Annotated in this window: 13 protein-coding genes; 7 read left to right on the top strand and 6 right to left on the bottom strand. The window is 58.3% G+C overall.

What is annotated here, in order from left to right:
* Positions 1-236: 236 nt before the first annotated feature.
* The gene (gene ettA, locus V0R60_RS12925) at positions 237-1,901 is read right to left on the bottom strand and encodes an energy-dependent translational throttle protein EttA (protein ID WP_330079834.1); all 1,665 of its coding nucleotides are present in this window, start codon (positions 1,899-1,901) and stop codon (positions 237-239) included.
* A gap of 267 nt (positions 1,902-2,168) precedes the next feature.
* Here ettA and V0R60_RS12920 point away from each other — a divergent pair, with 267 nt between their 5' ends.
* Together V0R60_RS12920 and glyA are read left to right on the top strand one after the other, a co-directional pair.
* Complete coding sequence (locus tag V0R60_RS12920; RefSeq protein ID WP_330079833.1) at positions 2,169-5,996, top strand: sensor domain-containing protein; 3,828 nt, start codon at positions 2,169-2,171, stop codon at positions 5,994-5,996.
* Positions 5,997-6,128: 132 nt separating this feature from the next.
* Positions 6,129-7,382: a serine hydroxymethyltransferase gene (gene glyA, locus V0R60_RS12915; protein WP_136478227.1), complete on the top strand. Its 1,254-nt coding sequence runs from the start codon at positions 6,129-6,131 to the stop codon at positions 7,380-7,382.
* 65 nt (positions 7,383-7,447) lie between these two features.
* On the opposite strand, the gene yjiA is transcribed toward glyA, so the two are convergent.
* The 3 genes from yjiA to V0R60_RS12900 all read right to left on the bottom strand — a co-directional run bounded on the left by yjiA (position 7,448) and on the right by V0R60_RS12900 (position 10,786).
* The gene (yjiA, locus tag V0R60_RS12910) at positions 7,448-8,419 is read right to left on the bottom strand and encodes a GTPase (RefSeq protein ID WP_330079832.1); all 972 of its coding nucleotides are present in this window, start codon (positions 8,417-8,419) and stop codon (positions 7,448-7,450) included.
* Between the two features lie 84 nt (positions 8,420-8,503).
* The gene (locus V0R60_RS12905) at positions 8,504-8,701 is read right to left on the bottom strand and encodes a YbdD/YjiX family protein (protein ID WP_136478229.1); all 198 of its coding nucleotides are present in this window, start codon (positions 8,699-8,701) and stop codon (positions 8,504-8,506) included.
* 18 nt (positions 8,702-8,719) lie between these two features.
* Positions 8,720-10,786 (bottom strand): carbon starvation CstA family protein, encoded by a 2,067-nt coding sequence (locus V0R60_RS12900; RefSeq protein WP_136478230.1) that lies wholly within the window; start codon positions 10,784-10,786, stop codon positions 8,720-8,722.
* Positions 10,787-10,968: 182 nt separating this feature from the next.
* On the opposite strand from V0R60_RS12900, the gene V0R60_RS12895 reads away from it, so the two are divergent.
* On the top strand, positions 10,969-11,334 hold the full coding sequence (locus tag V0R60_RS12895; RefSeq protein WP_136478231.1) for a PilZ domain-containing protein: 366 nt from the start codon (positions 10,969-10,971) through the stop codon (positions 11,332-11,334).
* Between the two features lie 260 nt (positions 11,335-11,594).
* Positions 11,595-13,115: a nucleobase:cation symporter-2 family protein gene (locus tag V0R60_RS12890; RefSeq protein ID WP_330079831.1), complete on the top strand. Its 1,521-nt coding sequence runs from the start codon at positions 11,595-11,597 to the stop codon at positions 13,113-13,115.
* Positions 13,116-13,186: 71 nt separating this feature from the next.
* Here the strand turns inward: V0R60_RS12890 and radA are convergent, their stop codons facing one another.
* The gene (radA, locus tag V0R60_RS12885; protein WP_330079907.1) at positions 13,187-14,554 is read right to left on the bottom strand and encodes a DNA repair protein RadA; all 1,368 of its coding nucleotides are present in this window, start codon (positions 14,552-14,554) and stop codon (positions 13,187-13,189) included.
* Positions 14,555-14,730: 176 nt separating this feature from the next.
* On the opposite strand from radA, the gene mscL reads away from it, so the two are divergent.
* Positions 14,731-15,144 (top strand): large-conductance mechanosensitive channel protein MscL, encoded by a 414-nt coding sequence (gene mscL / locus V0R60_RS12880; protein WP_136478234.1) that lies wholly within the window; start codon positions 14,731-14,733, stop codon positions 15,142-15,144.
* 49 nt (positions 15,145-15,193) lie between these two features.
* Here the strand turns inward: mscL and V0R60_RS12875 are convergent, their stop codons facing one another.
* A complete protein-coding gene (locus tag V0R60_RS12875) occupies positions 15,194-15,970 on the bottom strand; it encodes a ferredoxin--NADP reductase (protein ID WP_330079830.1) in 777 nt (258 codons plus the stop codon).
* A 239-nt stretch (positions 15,971-16,209) separates the two neighbouring features.
* Here V0R60_RS12875 and V0R60_RS12870 point away from each other — a divergent pair, with 239 nt between their 5' ends.
* Both V0R60_RS12870 and V0R60_RS12865 read left to right on the top strand, forming a co-directional pair.
* Positions 16,210-16,917 carry an autoinducer binding domain-containing protein gene (locus V0R60_RS12870; protein ID WP_330079829.1) on the top strand — a complete coding sequence of 236 codons (708 nt, stop codon included), beginning with the start codon at positions 16,210-16,212 and terminating at the stop codon, positions 16,915-16,917.
* 87 nt (positions 16,918-17,004) lie between these two features.
* On the top strand, positions 17,005-18,129 hold the full coding sequence (locus tag V0R60_RS12865) for a methyltransferase (RefSeq protein ID WP_330079828.1): 1,125 nt from the start codon (positions 17,005-17,007) through the stop codon (positions 18,127-18,129).
* Positions 18,130-18,255: the final 126 nt, after the last annotated feature.

Below are 18,255 nucleotides of genomic sequence, written 5' to 3'. Positions count from 1 at the left end.
GAGATTGGACTTATTGGTTTTTTCCAGACTTTACCAAGAACCAGTCGCACCGCAACAGGGCGTTATGTCGTTTTTTCGAAATTAAATGGTGCATTTGTATAAGTGTATACATGTTCGCGCGCATATCGTCGGGCAAGCCCGCGGCCACGGGAAGCCCTGCACGTGGGGACAGTGCGCTTTTCCTGAGAAAACAAAACGGGGCCCGAAGGCCCCGTTTCAGTGCAAAACCCGCAGGTTTATGCCAGTTTTTTGTGCCGTACCCGATGCGGCTGGGCAGCAGCTTCGCCCAGGCGCTTCTTACGATCGGCTTCGTACTCGGTGTAGTTGCCTTCGAAGAACACCGCTTGCGAATCATCTTCGTAAGCCAGGATGTGAGTGGCCACGCGGTCAAGGAACCAGCGATCGTGAGAGATCACAATGGCGGCGCCAGGGAAGTCCAACAGGGCTTCTTCGAGCGAACGCAGGGTTTCCACGTCAAGGTCGTTGGACGGTTCGTCGAGCAGCAGGACGTTGCCGCCCTCTTTCAGCGTCAGGGCCAAATGCAGGCGACCACGCTCACCACCGGAGAGGTCCTTGACGAACTTCTGCTGATCGCCACCTTTGAAGTTGAAGCGACCCACATAGGTGCGCGACGGAATCTCGTAGGTACCGATACGCAGCTGATCGGAACCGTCGGAGATTTGCTGGAACACAGTCTTGCTGCCGTCCAGGTCTTCGCGGCTCTGGTCAACACAGGCCAGTTGCACGGTTTCACCGATTTCGATGGTGCCCGAATCCGGCTGCTCCTTGCCCATGAGCATGCGGAACAGGGTCGATTTACCAGCACCGTTACCGCCGATTACGCCAACGATGGCGCCTTTAGGCATGCTGAACGACAGGTTGTCGATCAGGACGCGATCGCCATAACCTTTGGTGACGTTCTTGAACTCGATGACCTTGTCACCCAGGCGCGGACCGGCCGGAATGTAGATCTCGTTGGTTTCACTGCGCTTCTGGAATTCCTGCGATTGCATTTCTTCGAAGCGTTGCAGACGGGCCTTGGACTTGGACTGACGAGCCTTGGCGCCTTTGCGCACCCACTCAAGCTCTTCCTTCATGGCCTTTTCGTGAGCCGACTGCTGCTTGGATTCCTGAGCCAGACGATCCGACTTGGCTTCAAGCCAGCCGGAGTAGTTGCCTTCGTATGGAATACCGGCGCCACGGTCAAGCTCGAGGATCCAGCCGGCAACGTTGTCGAGGAAGTAACGGTCGTGGGTAATCGCTACCACGGTGCCCGGGAAGTCGTGCAGGAAGTGCTCCAGCCAAGCAACGGAGTCGGCATCCAGGTGGTTGGTGGGTTCGTCGAGCAGGAGCATGTCGGGGGCAGACAGCAGCAGGCGGCAAAGAGCCACACGACGTTTTTCACCACCGGACAGGTGCTCGACCTTGGCGTCCCAGGCCGGCAGACGCAGTGCATCGGCTGCGACTTCCAGTTGGCGCTCAAGGTTGTGGCCATCGCTGGCCTGTAGAATGGCTTCCAGCTTGGCCTGCTCGGCGGCCAGCTTATCGAAGTCGGCATCCGGCTCGGCGTAGGCTGCGTAGACTTCGTCCAGGCGCGCCTGGGCGTCCTTGATGACGCTGACCGCTTCCTCGACCACTTCACGAACGGTTTTGGTCGGATCCAGTTGTGGTTCCTGTGGCAGATAGCCGATATTGAGGTCAGGCATCGGACGGGCTTCGCCGTCGAACTCTTTATCGACCCCGGCCATGATCTTCAACAGGGTGGATTTACCCGAGCCGTTCAGGCCCAATACGCCGATTTTGGCGCCGGGGAAAAACGACAGGGAGATATTCTTCAAAATTTCCCGCTTCGGCGGGACAACTTTGCCCAGCCGATGCATGGTGTAGACGTATTGAGCCATGGAAAAACCTAGCGTCAGAGACGAAAAAATGAATGCGAAACAGATGATGGAAGCCGCGACTTCCCGGAAAGGGCCAAAGCTACCGTAATGCGCCTTGTTGGGCAAACCATCGACGAACAGAGCTGGCACTTTGCCACGTTTGCGGGCATGCTAGTCGGTCCGTGGGTGCCGGGCTTATAGTGCTCGACCAGAGTAGCCGCCAGGACCGCGGCCCTTGCCAGCCAGCAACTCTAAACCTGCCATCCAGCCATACCGCAGGATCATCGCTTGACCAATCTCTCTCAGCCGAAATCCCTGCGCAAGCCGTCCAGCGCGTCCGGCTCTCCATTGCGTGGCTCGCTGAAAAGCGCGTTGGCCCTACTGGTCCTGCTGCTGCTCGGATTGCTGCTCTGGCAACTGGTCGACCAGTATCGTCATACCCAGGCCGACGAGTATCAACACAGCCTCGATGCCAATGCCGAGCTGGCCGACCACATGACCTTGAACATGCAACTCAAGGCCCAGGTCGCAAAGAACATTCTGCAGCCTTACCATTCGTCGCCAGAGCCGACTCAAATGCCGCATGTGCTCGCGCACCTGCGTGCACAGTTGCCGGCCTTGCAAAGTGTGGTCTGGATCGACGCAAACGAGCAGGTGCTGACCGACAGCCTAGGCAGCACGCCAGATCTGCCTACGCTGCAGGAGCTTCTGCGCCTGAGCCAAGGCCATGACTTTTACTTCAGCAACTCGGCGGACAATAGCCAAGTCTATTTATTGCTGCGCCAACCCGGCGACTCACCGGGTCATTGGTTCTTGCGCCTGGGATCGGCGTACTACAGCGTGCTGACCGCGCATCTTGATCGCCCCAACCACCCGCTGTGGCTCCTGGAAAACAGCCGTACCGGCGAAATCATCAATCGCCACCATCCCGCCCCGGGCAGCGACGAACCGCTGCAAAGCGTGATGCTGGCCTTTCTGGATAACAGCACCTGGCAGTTGCGCGGGCTGTTCGATGCAGGATTGGCCCGCCAACAACTTCTCCCGGCGTTGATCGGCAAATGCGTGCTGGGCTTGTTCTGCGCGCTTATTCCCTTGCTTGCCCTGGTCAACATGCGACGCCGGCAGCGCCTGCTACAGGAAAGCCGCCGTCGCTATCACGATATTTTCGAAGGGACCGGCGTCGCCCTTTGCGTGCTCGACCTTTCCGGCCTGCCCAGCCTGCTGGAGCGTCATCGCCTGCGCAATCGCCAGGCCCTACAACAGCGCCTGGCATACGATCGCTCGCTCCGCCGCGCCTTGCTGCAGGAACTGAAGGTCACCGAGGTCAACCAGGTGGCCCTGCAATTGCTCGGGGTAAACTGCTGCAACGGGGCCTGGCAGTGCCTGGTGGAAGGAAATGACGCCGGTATCGACGGTATTGGCCTGCAACTGCTCGAGGCGGTGCTGGACAACCAGCGACAGCTGGAACTGGAAGTACGCTTGCCGATTGCTGACGGCCAGGACTTGCATCTGTGGTTGATGGTGAAGTTCCCCGAGCAGCAGCGCGACTATCAGGCGGTGATCCTCAGCATCAGTGACATCACCAGTCGTAAACAGGTCGAGCTCTCCTTGCTTGAGCGTGAAAGCTTCTGGTCTGACGTGGTACGCACCGTACCCGACCAGTTGTATGTGCAGGATGTCCAGAGCAAGCAAATGATCTTCAGCAACCGTAATCTGGGCCACACCTTGGGTTACGACCGTGTCCAGCTTACGCAGATGGGCGAACGCTTCTGGGAAATTCTCCTGCATCCGGAAGATGCCACGTGTTATCAGCAGATTCGCCAGCAGTTGCTCGACTCCAGCGGTGTCGAACAACTGCATTGCCAATTGCGTTTCCGCCACCAGGATCAGCGCTGGCGGCGCTATGACATTCGCGAGCAAGCCTTGACCCGCGATCACAATGGCGTGGTTACCCGCATCATCGGCGTGGGCAAGGACATCACCGATCAGATCGAAGCCAGCGAATCGCTGCGCGACAGCGAACAGCGCTATCGCATGCTCGCCGAGAGCATCAGCGACGTCATTTTCTCTACCAACAACCAGTTGGAGCTCAACTACGTCAGCCCCTCGGTACAGAACGTGCTGGGCTATGAGGTGGAATGGATCTTCGACAACGGCTGGCATTCGACCATCGCCAATCCGACTCAATTGACCGGTATCTACAATCTGATCGAGCGCCTCAACCGGGCCTTGAACGATCCTGAACAACTGGAGCAATTGCGCACCCAACTGCCGAACCAGTTGTTCCTGTTCGACTGCCTGCGTGCAGACGGTCGCAAGATTCCCATAGAGCTGCGTCTGGTGCTGGTTTGGGACGACCAACAACGTTTCGAAGGTATCCTCGGTGTCGGCCGGGACATAAGCCAGCAGCGTCGGGCCGAAAAAGACCTGCGCATGGCCGCTACAGTATTCGAACACTCGACCTCGGCCATCCTGATCACTGACCCAGCCGGTTATATTGTCCAGGCCAACGAGGCCTTCAGCCGGGTCAGCGGGCATGCCGTGGCTGACGTGCTCGACCAACTGCCAAGCATGCTGACCGTTGACGAACACCAGGAAGCGCACCTGCGCTACGTGCTCAAGCAGCTCAACCAACGCGGCACCTGGGAAGGTGAAGTGTGGCTCAAACGGCGCAGTGGCGAGCACTACCCGGCCTGGGTCGGCATTACTGCGGTTCTCGACGACGAGGGCGACCTGGCCAGCTATGTATGCTTCTTCACCGACATCAGCGAACGCAAAGCCAGTGAGCAACGCATCCATCGCCTGGCCTATTACGACGCCTTGACCCACCTGCCTAACCGCACCTTGTTCCAGGACCGCTTGCACACGGCCCTGCAACAGGCCGAGCGGCAGAAGGCCTGGGTAGTGTTGATGTTCCTTGACCTTGATCGTTTCAAGCCGATCAACGACTCCCTCGGTCACGCCGCCGGCGACCGTATGCTCAAGGACATGGCAGAGCGCCTGCTCGATTGTGTCGATGATGATGACACTGTGGCACGCATGGGCGGCGATGAATTCACCTTGCTGCTGCAACCCCGAGCGTCGCGAGAAATGGCCCTTAACCGCGCCATCAACGTTGCCGAACAAATTCTGGGCAGCCTGGTACGACCGTTCGTGCTGGAAAATCGCGAGTTCTTTGTCACTGCCAGTATCGGCATCGCCCTGAGTCCTCAGGACGGTAGCGAACTCAGCCAACTGATGAAAAACGCCGACACCGCCATGTACCACGCCAAGGAGCGTGGCAAGAACAACTTCCAGTTCTACCAGGCCGACATGAACGCCAGTGCTCTGGAACGCCTGGAGCTGGAAAGCGACTTGCGCCATGCCCTGGAACAAAACGAATTCACGCTCTACTACCAACCGCAGTTCAGCGGTGACGGCAAGCGCCTGACCGGCGCCGAAGCCCTGCTGCGCTGGCGCCATCCACGACGTGGGCTGGTCCCGCCCGGGGACTTCATCCCGGTTATCGAAGAACTGGGGCTTGTCGTCGATGTGGGCGATTGGGTGCTCAAGGAAGCCTGTCGCCAGCTCAAGGCCTGGCATCAGGCCAAGCTGCGGGTGCCGAAGGTGTCTGTAAACATCTCGGCGCGGCAGTTCTCCGACGGTCAACTGGGCGAGCGCATCGCCACCATTCTCAAGGATACCGGCCTGCCACCGGCATGCCTGGAGCTGGAACTGACCGAAAGTATTCTGATGCGCGAGGTCCACGAGGCCATGATGATTCTCGACAGTCTGAAGAAGCTTGGCCTGAGCATCGCGGTCGACGACTTCGGTACCGGCTACTCGTCACTGAACTACCTAAAACAGTTCCCCATCGATGTGCTGAAGATCGACCGCACCTTCGTCGACGGCTTGCCCGAAGGTGAACAGGATGCGCAGATCGCCCGAGCCATCATCGCCATGGCCCACAGCCTGAACCTGGCAGTAATCGCCGAAGGCGTCGAAACCCATGAGCAATTGGAGTTTTTGCGCGAACACGATTGCGACGAAGTACAGGGTTATCTGTTCGGACGGCCGATGCCGGCCAACCAGTTCGAAGCGCAGTTCAGCAACGAGACCCTGTTCATGTTCGAGTAAGCGTCAGTCCCATGCACGCAGCTTGTCAGTCATGAGCCCCATTTGTCTGCGACATGATGCCCTTTCATATGCCAGACAAAAGCTGATGAGGTAGAATGCCTGCCTATTTCAGCACGATCCTTGAGGACCGCCATGTTCAGCCGTGATTTGACCATTGCCAAGTACGACGCCGATCTTTTTGCCGCTATGGAGCAAGAAGCTCAGCGCCAGGAAGAGCACATCGAGCTGATTGCTTCGGAAAACTACACCAGCCCGGCTGTCATGGAAGCCCAAGGCTCGGTTCTGACCAACAAATACGCCGAAGGCTACCCTGGCAAGCGCTACTACGGTGGTTGCGAATACGTCGACGTCGTTGAGCAACTGGCTATCGACCGCGCCAAGGAACTGTTCGGCGCCGACTACGCCAACGTCCAGCCTCACGCAGGCTCGCAAGCCAACGCTGCCGTCTACCTGGCACTGCTGTCTGCCGGTGACACCATTCTGGGCATGAGCCTGGCTCACGGTGGTCACCTGACCCACGGCGCCAACGTCAGCTCCTCGGGCAAACTGTACAACGCTGTCCAGTACGGCATCGACGCCAATGGCCTGATCGACTACGACGAAGTAGAGCGCCTGGCTGTTGAACACAAGCCAAAAATGATCGTTGCCGGCTTCTCGGCCTATTCGCAGATCCTGGACTTCCCACGTTTCCGCGAAATCGCCGATAAAGTCGGTGCCTACCTGTTCGTCGACATGGCTCACGTTGCCGGTCTGGTCGCTGCAGGCGTGTACCCGAACCCAGTTCCTTTCGCCGATGTGGTCACCACCACTACCCACAAGACCCTGCGCGGTCCACGTGGCGGCCTGATCCTGGCTCGCGCCAACGCCGATATCGAGAAGAAGTTGAACTCTGCCGTATTCCCGGGCGCCCAAGGCGGCCCGCTGGAGCACGTCATCGCCGCCAAGGCTATCTGCTTCAAAGAAGCCCTGCAGCCTGAGTTCAAGGCGTACCAGCAGCAGGTCGTGAAAAACGCCCAAGCCATGGCCGGTGTATTCATCGAGCGCGGTTTCGACGTGGTTTCCGGTGGTACTGAAAACCACCTGTTCCTGCTCTCGCTGATCAAGCAGGAAATCTCCGGTAAAGACGCCGACGCCGCTCTGGGTCGCGCCTTCATCACCGTCAACAAGAACTCGGTGCCAAACGACCCACGCTCCCCGTTCGTCACTTCCGGCCTGCGCTTCGGCACCCCGGCCGTGACCACTCGCGGCTTCAAGGAAGCAGAGTGCAAGGAACTGGCTGGCTGGATTTGCGACATCCTGGCCGACCTGAACAACGAAGCGGTGATCGACGCCGTGCGCGAGAAGGTCAAGGCCATCTGCAAGAAGCTGCCGGTATACGGCAACTGATCGCAGTTGACTGAGAAGCCCGGCTCTTGAGCCGGGCTTTTTATTGGTTATTGCTCAGTAATTTCTCAAGGCCTGCTCAAGGCTTCAAACCCTTCACGGATCGTTGTTTCGGGCAGGTCGTCGGCGATAAACACCATCACACTTTCCCTTGTCTCACCTTCGGCCCATTCGGTATCCCAGTCGAAACCATAAAGTTTCAACACGCCTTGGAACACCAGGCGCCGATCTTCACCGGCGATATTCAGCACACCTTTGTAGCGCAACAACTGTTTGCCATGATCTTCCAGCAACTGATTCATGAAGTCGCTGAGCCGGTCGATGTCCAGCGGCTTTTCAGTACGCAATACCAGACTGGAAATGCGATCAGGGGTGAGCGCCTGGGTAACAGGCCGCAGGCTCAAGCCACCACCGAGGTCAGCATTGAGATTGAAGCCGCGTACATCAAGCAGCTCGGCCAGATCGATGCGCCCATGTTCGACCACCCGGATCGGCGCGCGCCGGTTGATTCGGCCAAGGCGTTCACTTAACGCCGTAAAGGTGGCCGGCTCGACAAGATCGGTCTTGCTCACCAGCAAGCGGTCGGCAAAGCCTACCTGTGCCTGCGCAATGGCCTGGGTCAAATGCTGCTCGGCATGAGCCGCATCGACCAAGGTGATGATACCGTCGAGGATGTAGCGGTCGCGTAGCTCCTCTTCAATGAAAAAGGTCTGCGCTACTGGCGCGGGATCAGCCAGGCCTGTGCATTCGATTACCAATCTATCGAAGGCAATATCGCCGGCATCCAGTCGCTCAAGCAGCAGAAACAGCGCTTTGGTCAGGTCAGTGTGAATACTGCAACACACGCAACCATTGGCCAGCGTCATGACCTGCACCGGTTCATCGCCAAGCAGTTGGCTGTCGATACCGGCATCACTGAATTCGTTTTCGATCACCGCGATCTTCAGGCCATGTTCAGCCTTGAGCAGATGGCGCAGCAAGGTGGTCTTGCCGGCCCCCAGAAAACCGCTGAGTACTGTTACGGGAATGGGCGCATGCAAACGGAAAATCTCCTGAGCTGAAATGACTGTGGGAGCTCGGCAAGCCGGGCTCCCACAGGTTGTGTCGCCGTCAGTAGCTGTGGTTCAACAGCACTTGGGCCCACTCTTGCCGCCGTAGCGGGCTTCTTGGCGTTCGCGGAAGAACTCCTCGTAGCTCATCATCGGCTTGTCCGGATGCTTGGTCTGCATGTGCTCGACGTAATTGTCGTAGTCGGGCATACCGACCATCAGGCGGGCTGCCTGCCCCAGGTACTTACCCAGTCGACCGAGATCGTTGAACATCACTGCATTCCTCTTGAGTTACGCATCCGGCAGTGCCTGAAACGGGGACTCTTTGTCAGTCCGTTCTTTCTTGTTCAGGGCGCCAATGCCGACCTTGAGAGCAAAGAACAGAATGCTGAAGACCACGAACAGGAACAGGCCGGTCAGGGCCGCGTTGGTGTAAGCGTTGAAGATCACGTGTTGCATCTGACCGATGTCCTTGGCCGGTGCCAGTACCTGACCTGCATCCAATGCAGTGCTGTACTTGTTGGCCAACGCCAGGAAGCCGACTGCCGGGTTCGGATCGAAGAGCTTGATGAAGCCAGCAGTCGTGGTGCAGATCAGCAGCCACACCGCCGGCAGCAAGGTGACCCACATGTAACGCTGGCGCTTCATCTTGATCAGCACCACAGTACCCAGCATCAGCGCAATACCGGCGAGCATCTGGTTGGAGATGCCGAACAGTGGCCAAAGGGTGTTGATGCCGCCCAATGGATCGATGACCCCCTGGTACAGCAGGTAACCCCAGAGCGCCACACAGCCTGCGGTGGCGATCAGGTTGGCAGCCCAGGATTCAGTGCGTTTGAGCGCTGGAACGAAGCTGCCAAGCAGGTCCTGGAGCATGAATCGACCCGCTCGGGTACCGGCATCCACTGCAGTAAGAATGAACAGCGCTTCAAACAAGATCGCGAAGTGGTACCAGAAAGCCATGGTGTTTTCACCCGGCAGCACCTGGTGCAGGATCTGCGCGATCCCCACCGCCAGCGTCGGCGCACCACCGGCACGCGCCAGAATGGTGTGCTCGCCAATATCCTTGGCGACCGCTTCCAGTGCATCAGGTGTGATCGCAAAGCCCCAGCTACTCACCGTCTGAGCCACCGACACCACATCGGAGCCGACGACCGCGGCGGGGCTGTTCATGGCGAAATACACGCCTGGCTCGATCACCGAAGCGGCAACCATGGCCATGATCGCCACGAAAGACTCCATGAGCATGCCGCCGTAACCGATGTAACGGGCGTTGGTTTCGTTATCCAGCAGCTTGGGCGTGGTGCCCGAAGAGATCAGCGCATGGAACCCCGACACCGCGCCACAGGCGATGGTGATGAACAGGAATGGGAACAGGGTGCCCTTCCAGACAGGGCCAGTGCCGTCGGTGAACTGGGTCAGCGCCGGCATTTTCAGCTCAGGTGCGATGATCAGAATACCGATGGCCAGACCGACGATGGTACCGATCTTGAGGAACGTCGACAGGTAGTCACGTGGTGCCAGTACCAGCCAGACCGGCAGTACCGCAGCAACGAAGCCGTAGCCAACCAGCATCCAGGTGATCTGTACACCGGTGAAGGTGAACGCCGGGCCCCAGACCGGATCCGCGGCAACCTGGCCCCCCAGCCAGATGGACAGCAGCAACAGCACCACGCCCATCAGCGAGATTTCCCCGATACGACCTGGGCGGATGTAGCGCATGTAGATGCCCATGAACATTGCGATCGGAATGGTCGCCATGACCGTGAACATACCCCAAGGGCTCTCGGCCAGGGCCTTGACCACGATCAGCGCCAGCACCGCAAGGATGATGATCATGATCAGGAAGCAGCCAAACAGCGCGATGGTCCCGGGAATACGCCCCATTTCTTCACGGACCATGTCACCCAGCGAGCGGCCGTTGCGACGGGTCGACAGGAACAGGATCATGAAGTCCTGCACGGCACCGGCCAGCACCACACCGGCAATCAGCCAGAGCGTACCGGGCAGGTAGCCCATCTGCGCAGCCAGCACCGGGCCGACCAACGGGCCTGCACCAGCGATGGCAGCAAAGTGGTGACCAAACAGGATGTGCTTGTTGGTCGGCACATAGTCCAGACCATCATTGTTGAGCACCGCGGGGGTAGCCCGACGCGGATCCAGCTGCATCACCTTGGTGGCGATAAACAGACTGTAGTAACGGTACGCGACCAGGTAGATAGCCACTGAAGCGACGACAATCCACAAGGCGTTGATGGCTTCGCCACGACGCAGGGCAACCACACCCAGCGCACAGGCTCCTATGACTGCCAGCGCCAGCCACGGAATGTGGCGTAGCAGGCTATTATTGTTGTTCATGGTTTGCTTCCAGCTAGTGGATAAAAGACTGCCTTTCGAGTCTAGCGATACTGTCAGGAAAGACCACCCCCCACGTTGGTCTAGAGCCCTCAACGCGGGTTGAACAATGCTCGTTATGCGCCCTTGCGCGGACCATGGCAAGTGTTGAGCTATAGTCAGGAAGAACCCCGGAGTGACTGAACATGAGCGACCACGAAGAACGTCGACGTTTCCAGCGTGTCACCTTCGATGCCCCAACCCTTCTGCGCCAGGGAGAGCGAAGTTGGGAGGTCGAGTTGCTCGACTTGTCTCTCAAAGGCTTGCTGATCAAGTGTCCAGAGCCCTGGGCTCCCGATCTGACCCAGGATTTCGAGGCCATCGTCACGCTCAGCCCGGAGGTGACGTTGCAGATGCAAGTCGAACTGCGCCATGAAGAGGGCCATCAGTTGGGCTTTATTTGCCTCTATATCGATGTCGATTCAATGAGTCATTTGCACCGTCTTGTGGAACTCAACCTGGCAGACAGCACAGAAATGATGCGTGAGCTGCGGGAATTGATCGAAGTTTAAAATCTTTTAGCCTGCTACCTAGTTTTCCGCTCTTGGCATTTCTGTCCGTTTGGACAGCTTTCCAACCCTTTCCTGTGTCCCCACGCAGCCTTGCGAGGCCTGCGTGCGGGTGTTGGAACGATAACTGCATTCACTTACCGAGCCAAATGGCCTGTAAGACTGTTCCTACGCAAATCTAAAAATTGTATACAATTGTTCTGGCGTTCCCATGCCGGACTTGTCTACAGTAGCGCCACAACAATAAATCAGAGACCCCGTCCATGAATACGTCCTCCCCTAGCACGTCTTCAGCCCCACGTCCCGAAGACGAGAATCTGGGCCTAGGTGCCAACCTGGCGTACGGCCTGCAACACGTTTTGACGATGTATGGCGGCATTGTCGCGGTACCCCTGATCCTTGGTCAGGCCGCGGGCCTGACGCCGGCGGATATCGGCCTGCTGATCGCTGCATCGCTGTTTGCGGGTGGGTTGGCAACGCTGCTGCAAACGCTGGGTCTGCCCTGGTTCGGCTGCCAACTGCCATTGGTGCAGGGGGTTTCGTTTGCAGGCGTGGCGACCATGGGTGCGATCCTCAGCAGTGAAGGTGGCGGCGGCTTGCCTGGCGTCCTTGGCGCTGTCATGGCGGCATCCTTGATCGGGTTTCTGATCACACCAGTGTTCTCGCGGATCACCAAGTACTTTCCGCCACTGGTGACCGGTATCGTCATCACCACCATCGGCCTGACGCTGATGCCAGTTGCAGCACGCTGGGTCATGGGTGGCAACAGCAAAGCTCCCGATTTCGGCAGCATGGCGAATATCGGCCTGGCAGCACTGACCTTCGCCATCGTTCTGATCTTGAGCAAACTGGGCAGCGCAACCATCTCGCGCTTGTCCATTCTGCTGGCCATGGTCATCGGCACCCTGATTGCCTGGTCGCTGGGCATGGCCGATTTCAGCAAGGTTCTGGACGGCCCGCTGGTCGCCATGCCAACACCTTTCCACTTCGGCATGCCGACCTTCCACATCGCCGCCATCCTGTCGATGTGCATCGTGATCATGGTTACCTTGGTGGAAACCTCGGCAGACATCCTCGCTGTCGGTGAAATCATCGACACCAAGGTCGACTCCAAGCGCCTGGGTAATGGTCTGCGCGCCGACATGGCATCGAGCATCCTGGCGCCGATATTCGGCTCGTTCACCCAAAGCGCCTTCGCTCAGAACGTCGGGCTGGTGGCGGTCACCGGTGTGAAGAGTCGATATGTGGTGGCAACCGGTGGAGTGATCCTGGTGGTACTGGGCCTGCTGCCCATCATGGGCCGGGTGATTGCCGCCGTACCGACTTCAGTCCTCGGTGGCGCCGGCATCGTGTTGTTCGGCACCGTAGCAGCCAGCGGTATCCGTACGCTCTCCAAAGTCAGCTACAAGAACAACGTCAACCTGATCATCGTCGCAGCCTCGCTGGGCTTTGGCATGATCCCGATCGCTGCTCCCAACTTCTACGCACAATTCCCTAACTGGTTCGAGACCATCTTCCACTCCGGCATCAGCTCGGCAGCGATCATGGCCATTGTCCTGAACCTGGTGTTCAACCACTTCACCGCAGGCAACTCCGACCAGCAGTCTGTATTCGCTGCCGCCTATGAACGCACCATCCACTACTCGGATATCTCCGCCCTTCGTGACGGTGACTACTTCGAGGACGGCAAGCTGTTCAACGCTGATGGGATAGAAGTTCCAGTCAGGGGGGAAGGCGAGCATGGAGAGCCGCCAGCGCGACGAGAGGCCGTGTCGGAGCATTGATCCGACAGGCTGAAAAAATAAAAGGGCCGGTGCACATGCACCGGCCCTTTGGTTTTATTGGCACCTGATCGTTATTCGAACAGCGCATCCAGCGCCTGTTCCAGCCGGGTTACCGCAATTACCTGCAACCCTGGTGGTGACTCCTTCGGTGCATTGCCCTTGGGTACGATGGCGCGCTTGAAACCATGCTTGGCCGCTTCCTTCAGGCGCTCCTGCCCACTGGGCACGGGGCGTACCTCCCCAGACAGCCCCACTTCACCAAAAACCAGCAGGCCGTTGTCCAGCGGACGATTGCGCAAACTGGACATGATCGCCGCCATCAGCGCCAGATCGGATGCCGTTTCCAGCACCTTGACCCCACCGACCACGTTGAGAAAGACATCCTGATCATGGGTGGGAATACCACCATGCCGGTGCAGGACCGCCAAGAGCATGGCCAGGCGATTCTGGTCCAGACCCAAGGTGACCCGCCGCGGGTTGGACAGGTGGCTGTCGTCAACCAGTGCCTGGACTTCCACCAGCATTGGCCGAGTGCCCTCCCACGTCGCCATCACGACGCTGCCGGGCACCTCTTCCTGGGCTCGGGTCAGGAAGATCGCCGAAGGGTTGGAAACCTCCTTCAAACCACGGTCAGTCATACCGAATACACCCAGTTCGTTGACTGCGCCGAAACGGTTTTTCACCGCTCGCAACAATCGCAGGCGTCCATCGGACTCGCCCTCGAAATACAACACCGTATCGACCATGTGTTCCAGTACGCGCGGCCCAGCCAGTGCACCCTCCTTGGTAACGTGACCCACGAGGAAGATGGCCGTGCCACTCTGCTTGGCGTAACGCACCAACAAGGCTGCACTCTCGCGCACCTGGGATACACCGCCGGGTGCCGACTGCAACTGTTCGGTAAAGATGGTCTGGATCGAGTCGATCACCATGACCTTGGGCTTTTCCAATCGGGCAGTGGCGATGATGGTCTCGATGCAGGTCTCGGTCATCACTCGCAACTGGTCCTGGGGCAAGCCCAGGCGCCGCGCTCGCATCGCGACTTGTTGTTGTGACTCTTCCCCCGTGACGTACAGTGCCGGCATACGGGTAGCAATGGCACATAGGGTTTGCAGGAGGATAGTGGACTTGCCGATACCCGGATCACCACCGATCAGCACCACCGAACCGTCGACCAAACCACCGCCCAGCACACGGTCCAGTTCTGCGCTGGCGGTACTGAACCGTGGAATTTCTTCGATACTGACTTCGGCCAGGGTCTTGATCTGGGCTTGCTGCCCCGCCCAGCCGGTACGGCCACTGGGCGCTGCGCCAGCGCCGCTCTCCAGTACGGTCTCGATCAGAGTGTTCCAGGCACCGCACTCGCCGCACTGCCCTGCCCATTTAGGAAAGGTCGCGCCGCACTCGGTGCAGCCATACATGCGCTTGGCCTTGGCCATGGGGGACAGCCCTCGGAAAAAAGGGACCATGATAGCCGACCTGGGTGACCTGGACCGCTTCAGAAACCGACAAAACTATTCGATATAACTGCAGTCTGTTGCAGCAGCGCGGCGCATGAAGCGGATAGCTGATTTACACTGCGTTTACCAACCTCATCTGTTACAAGGAATAAACCATGGGCGTGCTCAGTGAATTCAAGGCCTTCGCGGTCAAAGGGAATGTGGTCGACATGGCCGTCGGTATCATCATCGGCGCAGCCTTCGGCAAAATCGTTTCCTCCTTTGTAGGCGATGTGGTCATGCCACCCATTGGTCTGCTGATCGGTGGGGTGGATTTCAGTGACCTGGCCATCACCCTAAAAGCTGCTGAGGGTGACATACCCGCAGTGGTGCTGGCTTATGGCAAGTTCATTCAGACCGTCCTTGATTTCGTCATCGTCGCGTTTGCGATTTTCATGGGCGTAAAGGCCATCAACCGCCTCAAGCGCGAAGAAGCTGCGGCGCCAACACTGCCTCCAGTACCGACCAAGGAAGAAGAGCTGCTGGCCGAGATCCGCGACCTGCTCAAGACCCAGAATCGCCAACCCTGACACAACAAAAAACGGCGCCCCCAGGCGCCGTTTTTTGTTGGTGGTCGATTTACCAATAGTTCTCCACCGCCACTTGGCCGGGGCGGCGACTCAAACTCAGTTGCAGGCCCCGCTGCTTGAGCGCCTGGCGAGTGTCATCGATCATCTGCGGATTACCGCAGAGCATGACCCGCGAATGCTCCGGCGTAAGTGCCAATCCTGCCGCACGCTCAAGCTCGCCATTCTCGATCAGGGTAGTAATACGATCGTTCAACGCACCTGGATGCTGCTCTCGGGTAACCACCGGAATGAATTGCAGTTTACCAGCGTATTCGGCCAGGTAATCGCGCTGCTCAAGGCCGGCGATCAAATCCTGATAGGCCAGCTCCTTCGCCTCCCGCACCGAATACACCAGCTTGATCGAGTCGAAACGCTCCCAGGCTTCGAAGTCCTGAAGAATCGACACGAACGGCGCGATGCCGGTCCCTGTAGCCAGCAACCAAAGGTCACGACCATCGACGAAACGATCCAGGGTGAGAAAACCGTAGGCCTGGCGATCGATGAGCAAACTGTCACCCTCCTTCAGGCGACTCAGTTCGCTGGTGAATTCACCACCCGGAACGACAATAGAGAAGAAATCCAGGTGCTCGTCATGCGGCGCCGAAACCATCGAATAGGCACGCCAGACCACACTGCCGTCCGCCTTGGTGACTCCCAGCCGGGCAAACTGGCCGGAGCGAAAGCGAAAGCCCGGATCGCGACTGGTCCGCAGGCTGAACAGGCTGGGGGTCAGCGGCTGGACGTCGAGCAACGTCTGTCGGGTGAACTTTTCAGCGCTGGCAGTCATGGCTTACTCCAAAAAACAGATGCGCCCAGTGTCGCGCAAACCTAGCAGGATAAACACCGTCGGATTGTAATGACATCGTTGCAAAAATCCTTTGAACCCCTGTAACCCCCCGGAGTCCGAAATTTACCTCACCCGTAATTTTCGGCGCTAGAGGTCAAAACCGCAGCACGCAAGCCAGACATTTCCTACACTCCTTCCAGATAACGGAATCAAGTTCTAAAATTAGGGAGATTATCGCCATGAACCAGTGGAGGGAGCGGCAGCTAAAGATTCTGCTGAACGAAACAGATGAAATTAAAAGGTTCGAGCTCACTTCAGCCTTGGCGAAATCACTGAATATGGAATATTTTTCATTTACCGCATGCCGGCATTCCCAAGCCCTGCACCCGCCCGTCGAGACCTTCAACAATTACCCTAAAGCCTGGAATGATCGGTACTGGCAGTGCGCCTATGCTGACATCGATCCGGTTTTCGCCCATTGCCAAGCATCCGCGCTGCCCATTCTGTGGCACGAAGAGGTTTTTCAGTCGACCCCTGAATTCCGCGACGCCTGCTGCTGTCACGGTTTACGCTTCGGTTGGAGTCAATCCCACCACGACGTGCACAAAAACCACAGCATTCTGAGCGTAGCCCGCAGCCATACGCCGGTGAGCATGGAAGAGTTCCACAACAACGCCGGACATACCCTCTGGATGTGTAACTTGATGCACGAGCTGATGCTGGCTCGACAGCTGAAAATGAATCCGCCAGCCTACCAGCTCTCAGACCGCGAACTGGAAGTGCTGAAATGGTCAGCTGCCGGCAAGACGGCGGGAGACATCGCCTGCATTTTGACCCTTTCCCAGAGCACCGTACATTTCCATATCCGCAACTTTATCACCAAGATGGACTGCACCAACAAAGCGGGCGCGATTGGGAAGGCTGGCGTGGACGGTCTACTGGACTGACCCCTTGCGCGGCAAAGCGCTGTAGAATCACGGCCCTGTAACGCTCCGCCGAACTGGCGGTGTGATCTTGCCTCAGAGCCTTACGCCATGCCCTTGTTGACCAGCCCTTTCGCCGAACTCGACCTGCTTCGTCAGCCCGAGCAAGCCAATGACCCTTTGCAAGCCTTCGATGCTGCCGATGAGTACCTTTTGGAACATCTCGCCGAACAGCCATCCGCTGCAAATGCGCGAGTATTGGTGCTCAACGACAGCTTTGGTGCCTTGGCCATCAGCCTGTGCCGCCATGCGCAGGTGACCAGCAGTGGTGACTCGTACTTGGCCAGACTGGCGCTGGAGAAAAACCTGGTGCGCAACGGCCAGCCATTCGACGCAGTGCCGTTCACGCCCGCCAGTACCCACTGGCAAGGTCCGTTCGAGCGAGTGCTGGTGCGCGTCCCCAAGACCCTGGCATTGCTCGAAGAGCAGCTGATTCGCCTGCAGGCGCAACTGGCGCCGGGAGCGCAGGTGATTGCCGGGGCAATGATCAAGCACCTGCCTCGCGCTGCCGGTGACCTACTGGAAAAGTACATCGGTCCGGTACAGGCTTCGCTGGCACGCAAAAAAGCCCGCCTGTTGATCGCTACCGCTCAGACGAAGGGCCCTTTTACCTCTCCCTACCCATCGAGCTATCAACTCGATACACCACGCCTGCACCTGCTCAACCATGCCAATGTGTTCTGCCGCGAAGGCCTGGACATCGGTACCCGGGCGTTTCTGCCCCACCTGCCCAATGATCTTGGCTCTGCCCGGGTCGCCGACCTTGGATGCGGCAATGGTGTGTTAGCCATCGCCAGTGCGCTGAACAATCCGCAGGCACATTACACCTTGGTCGATGAGTCCTACATGGCCACTCAATCAGCATTGGAAAACTGGCAAGCGGCCCTGGGCAAGCGTGAGGTCGTGATACGCGCCGATGATGGCCTGGCCAGTCAGCCAGCCCAGTCATTGGACGTCGTACTGTGCAACCCGCCTTTCCACCAACAACAGGTAGTCGGCGACTTCCTCGCCTGGCGCATGTTTCAGCAAGCGCGCGAAGCATTGGTGGTCGGGGGGGCGCTGTACATTGTCGGCAACCGCCACCTGGGCTATCACAGCAAACTGGCGCGCTTGTTCCGTGGCGTCGAACAGGTGGCAGCGACCCCCAAGTTCGTGGTGCTTAAAGCGCGCAAGTAAGTCAGTGCAGACAATTTCACCCGGACAAAAAAAGGTTGTTCACGGAATTCCGGGAACTACGCACCGGGGCCTGCTAGCGAGTGAGCACCGGAATGTGGCTCGAATGGCGATGGACATATCCGTTTG

The sequence above is a fragment of the Pseudomonas auratipiscis genome (assembly GCF_036324085.1).
GTDB classification, from domain to species: Bacteria; Pseudomonadota; Gammaproteobacteria; order Pseudomonadales; family Pseudomonadaceae; genus Aquipseudomonas; species Aquipseudomonas auratipiscis.
This window is presented reverse-complemented; position numbering and strand designations above follow the sequence as displayed.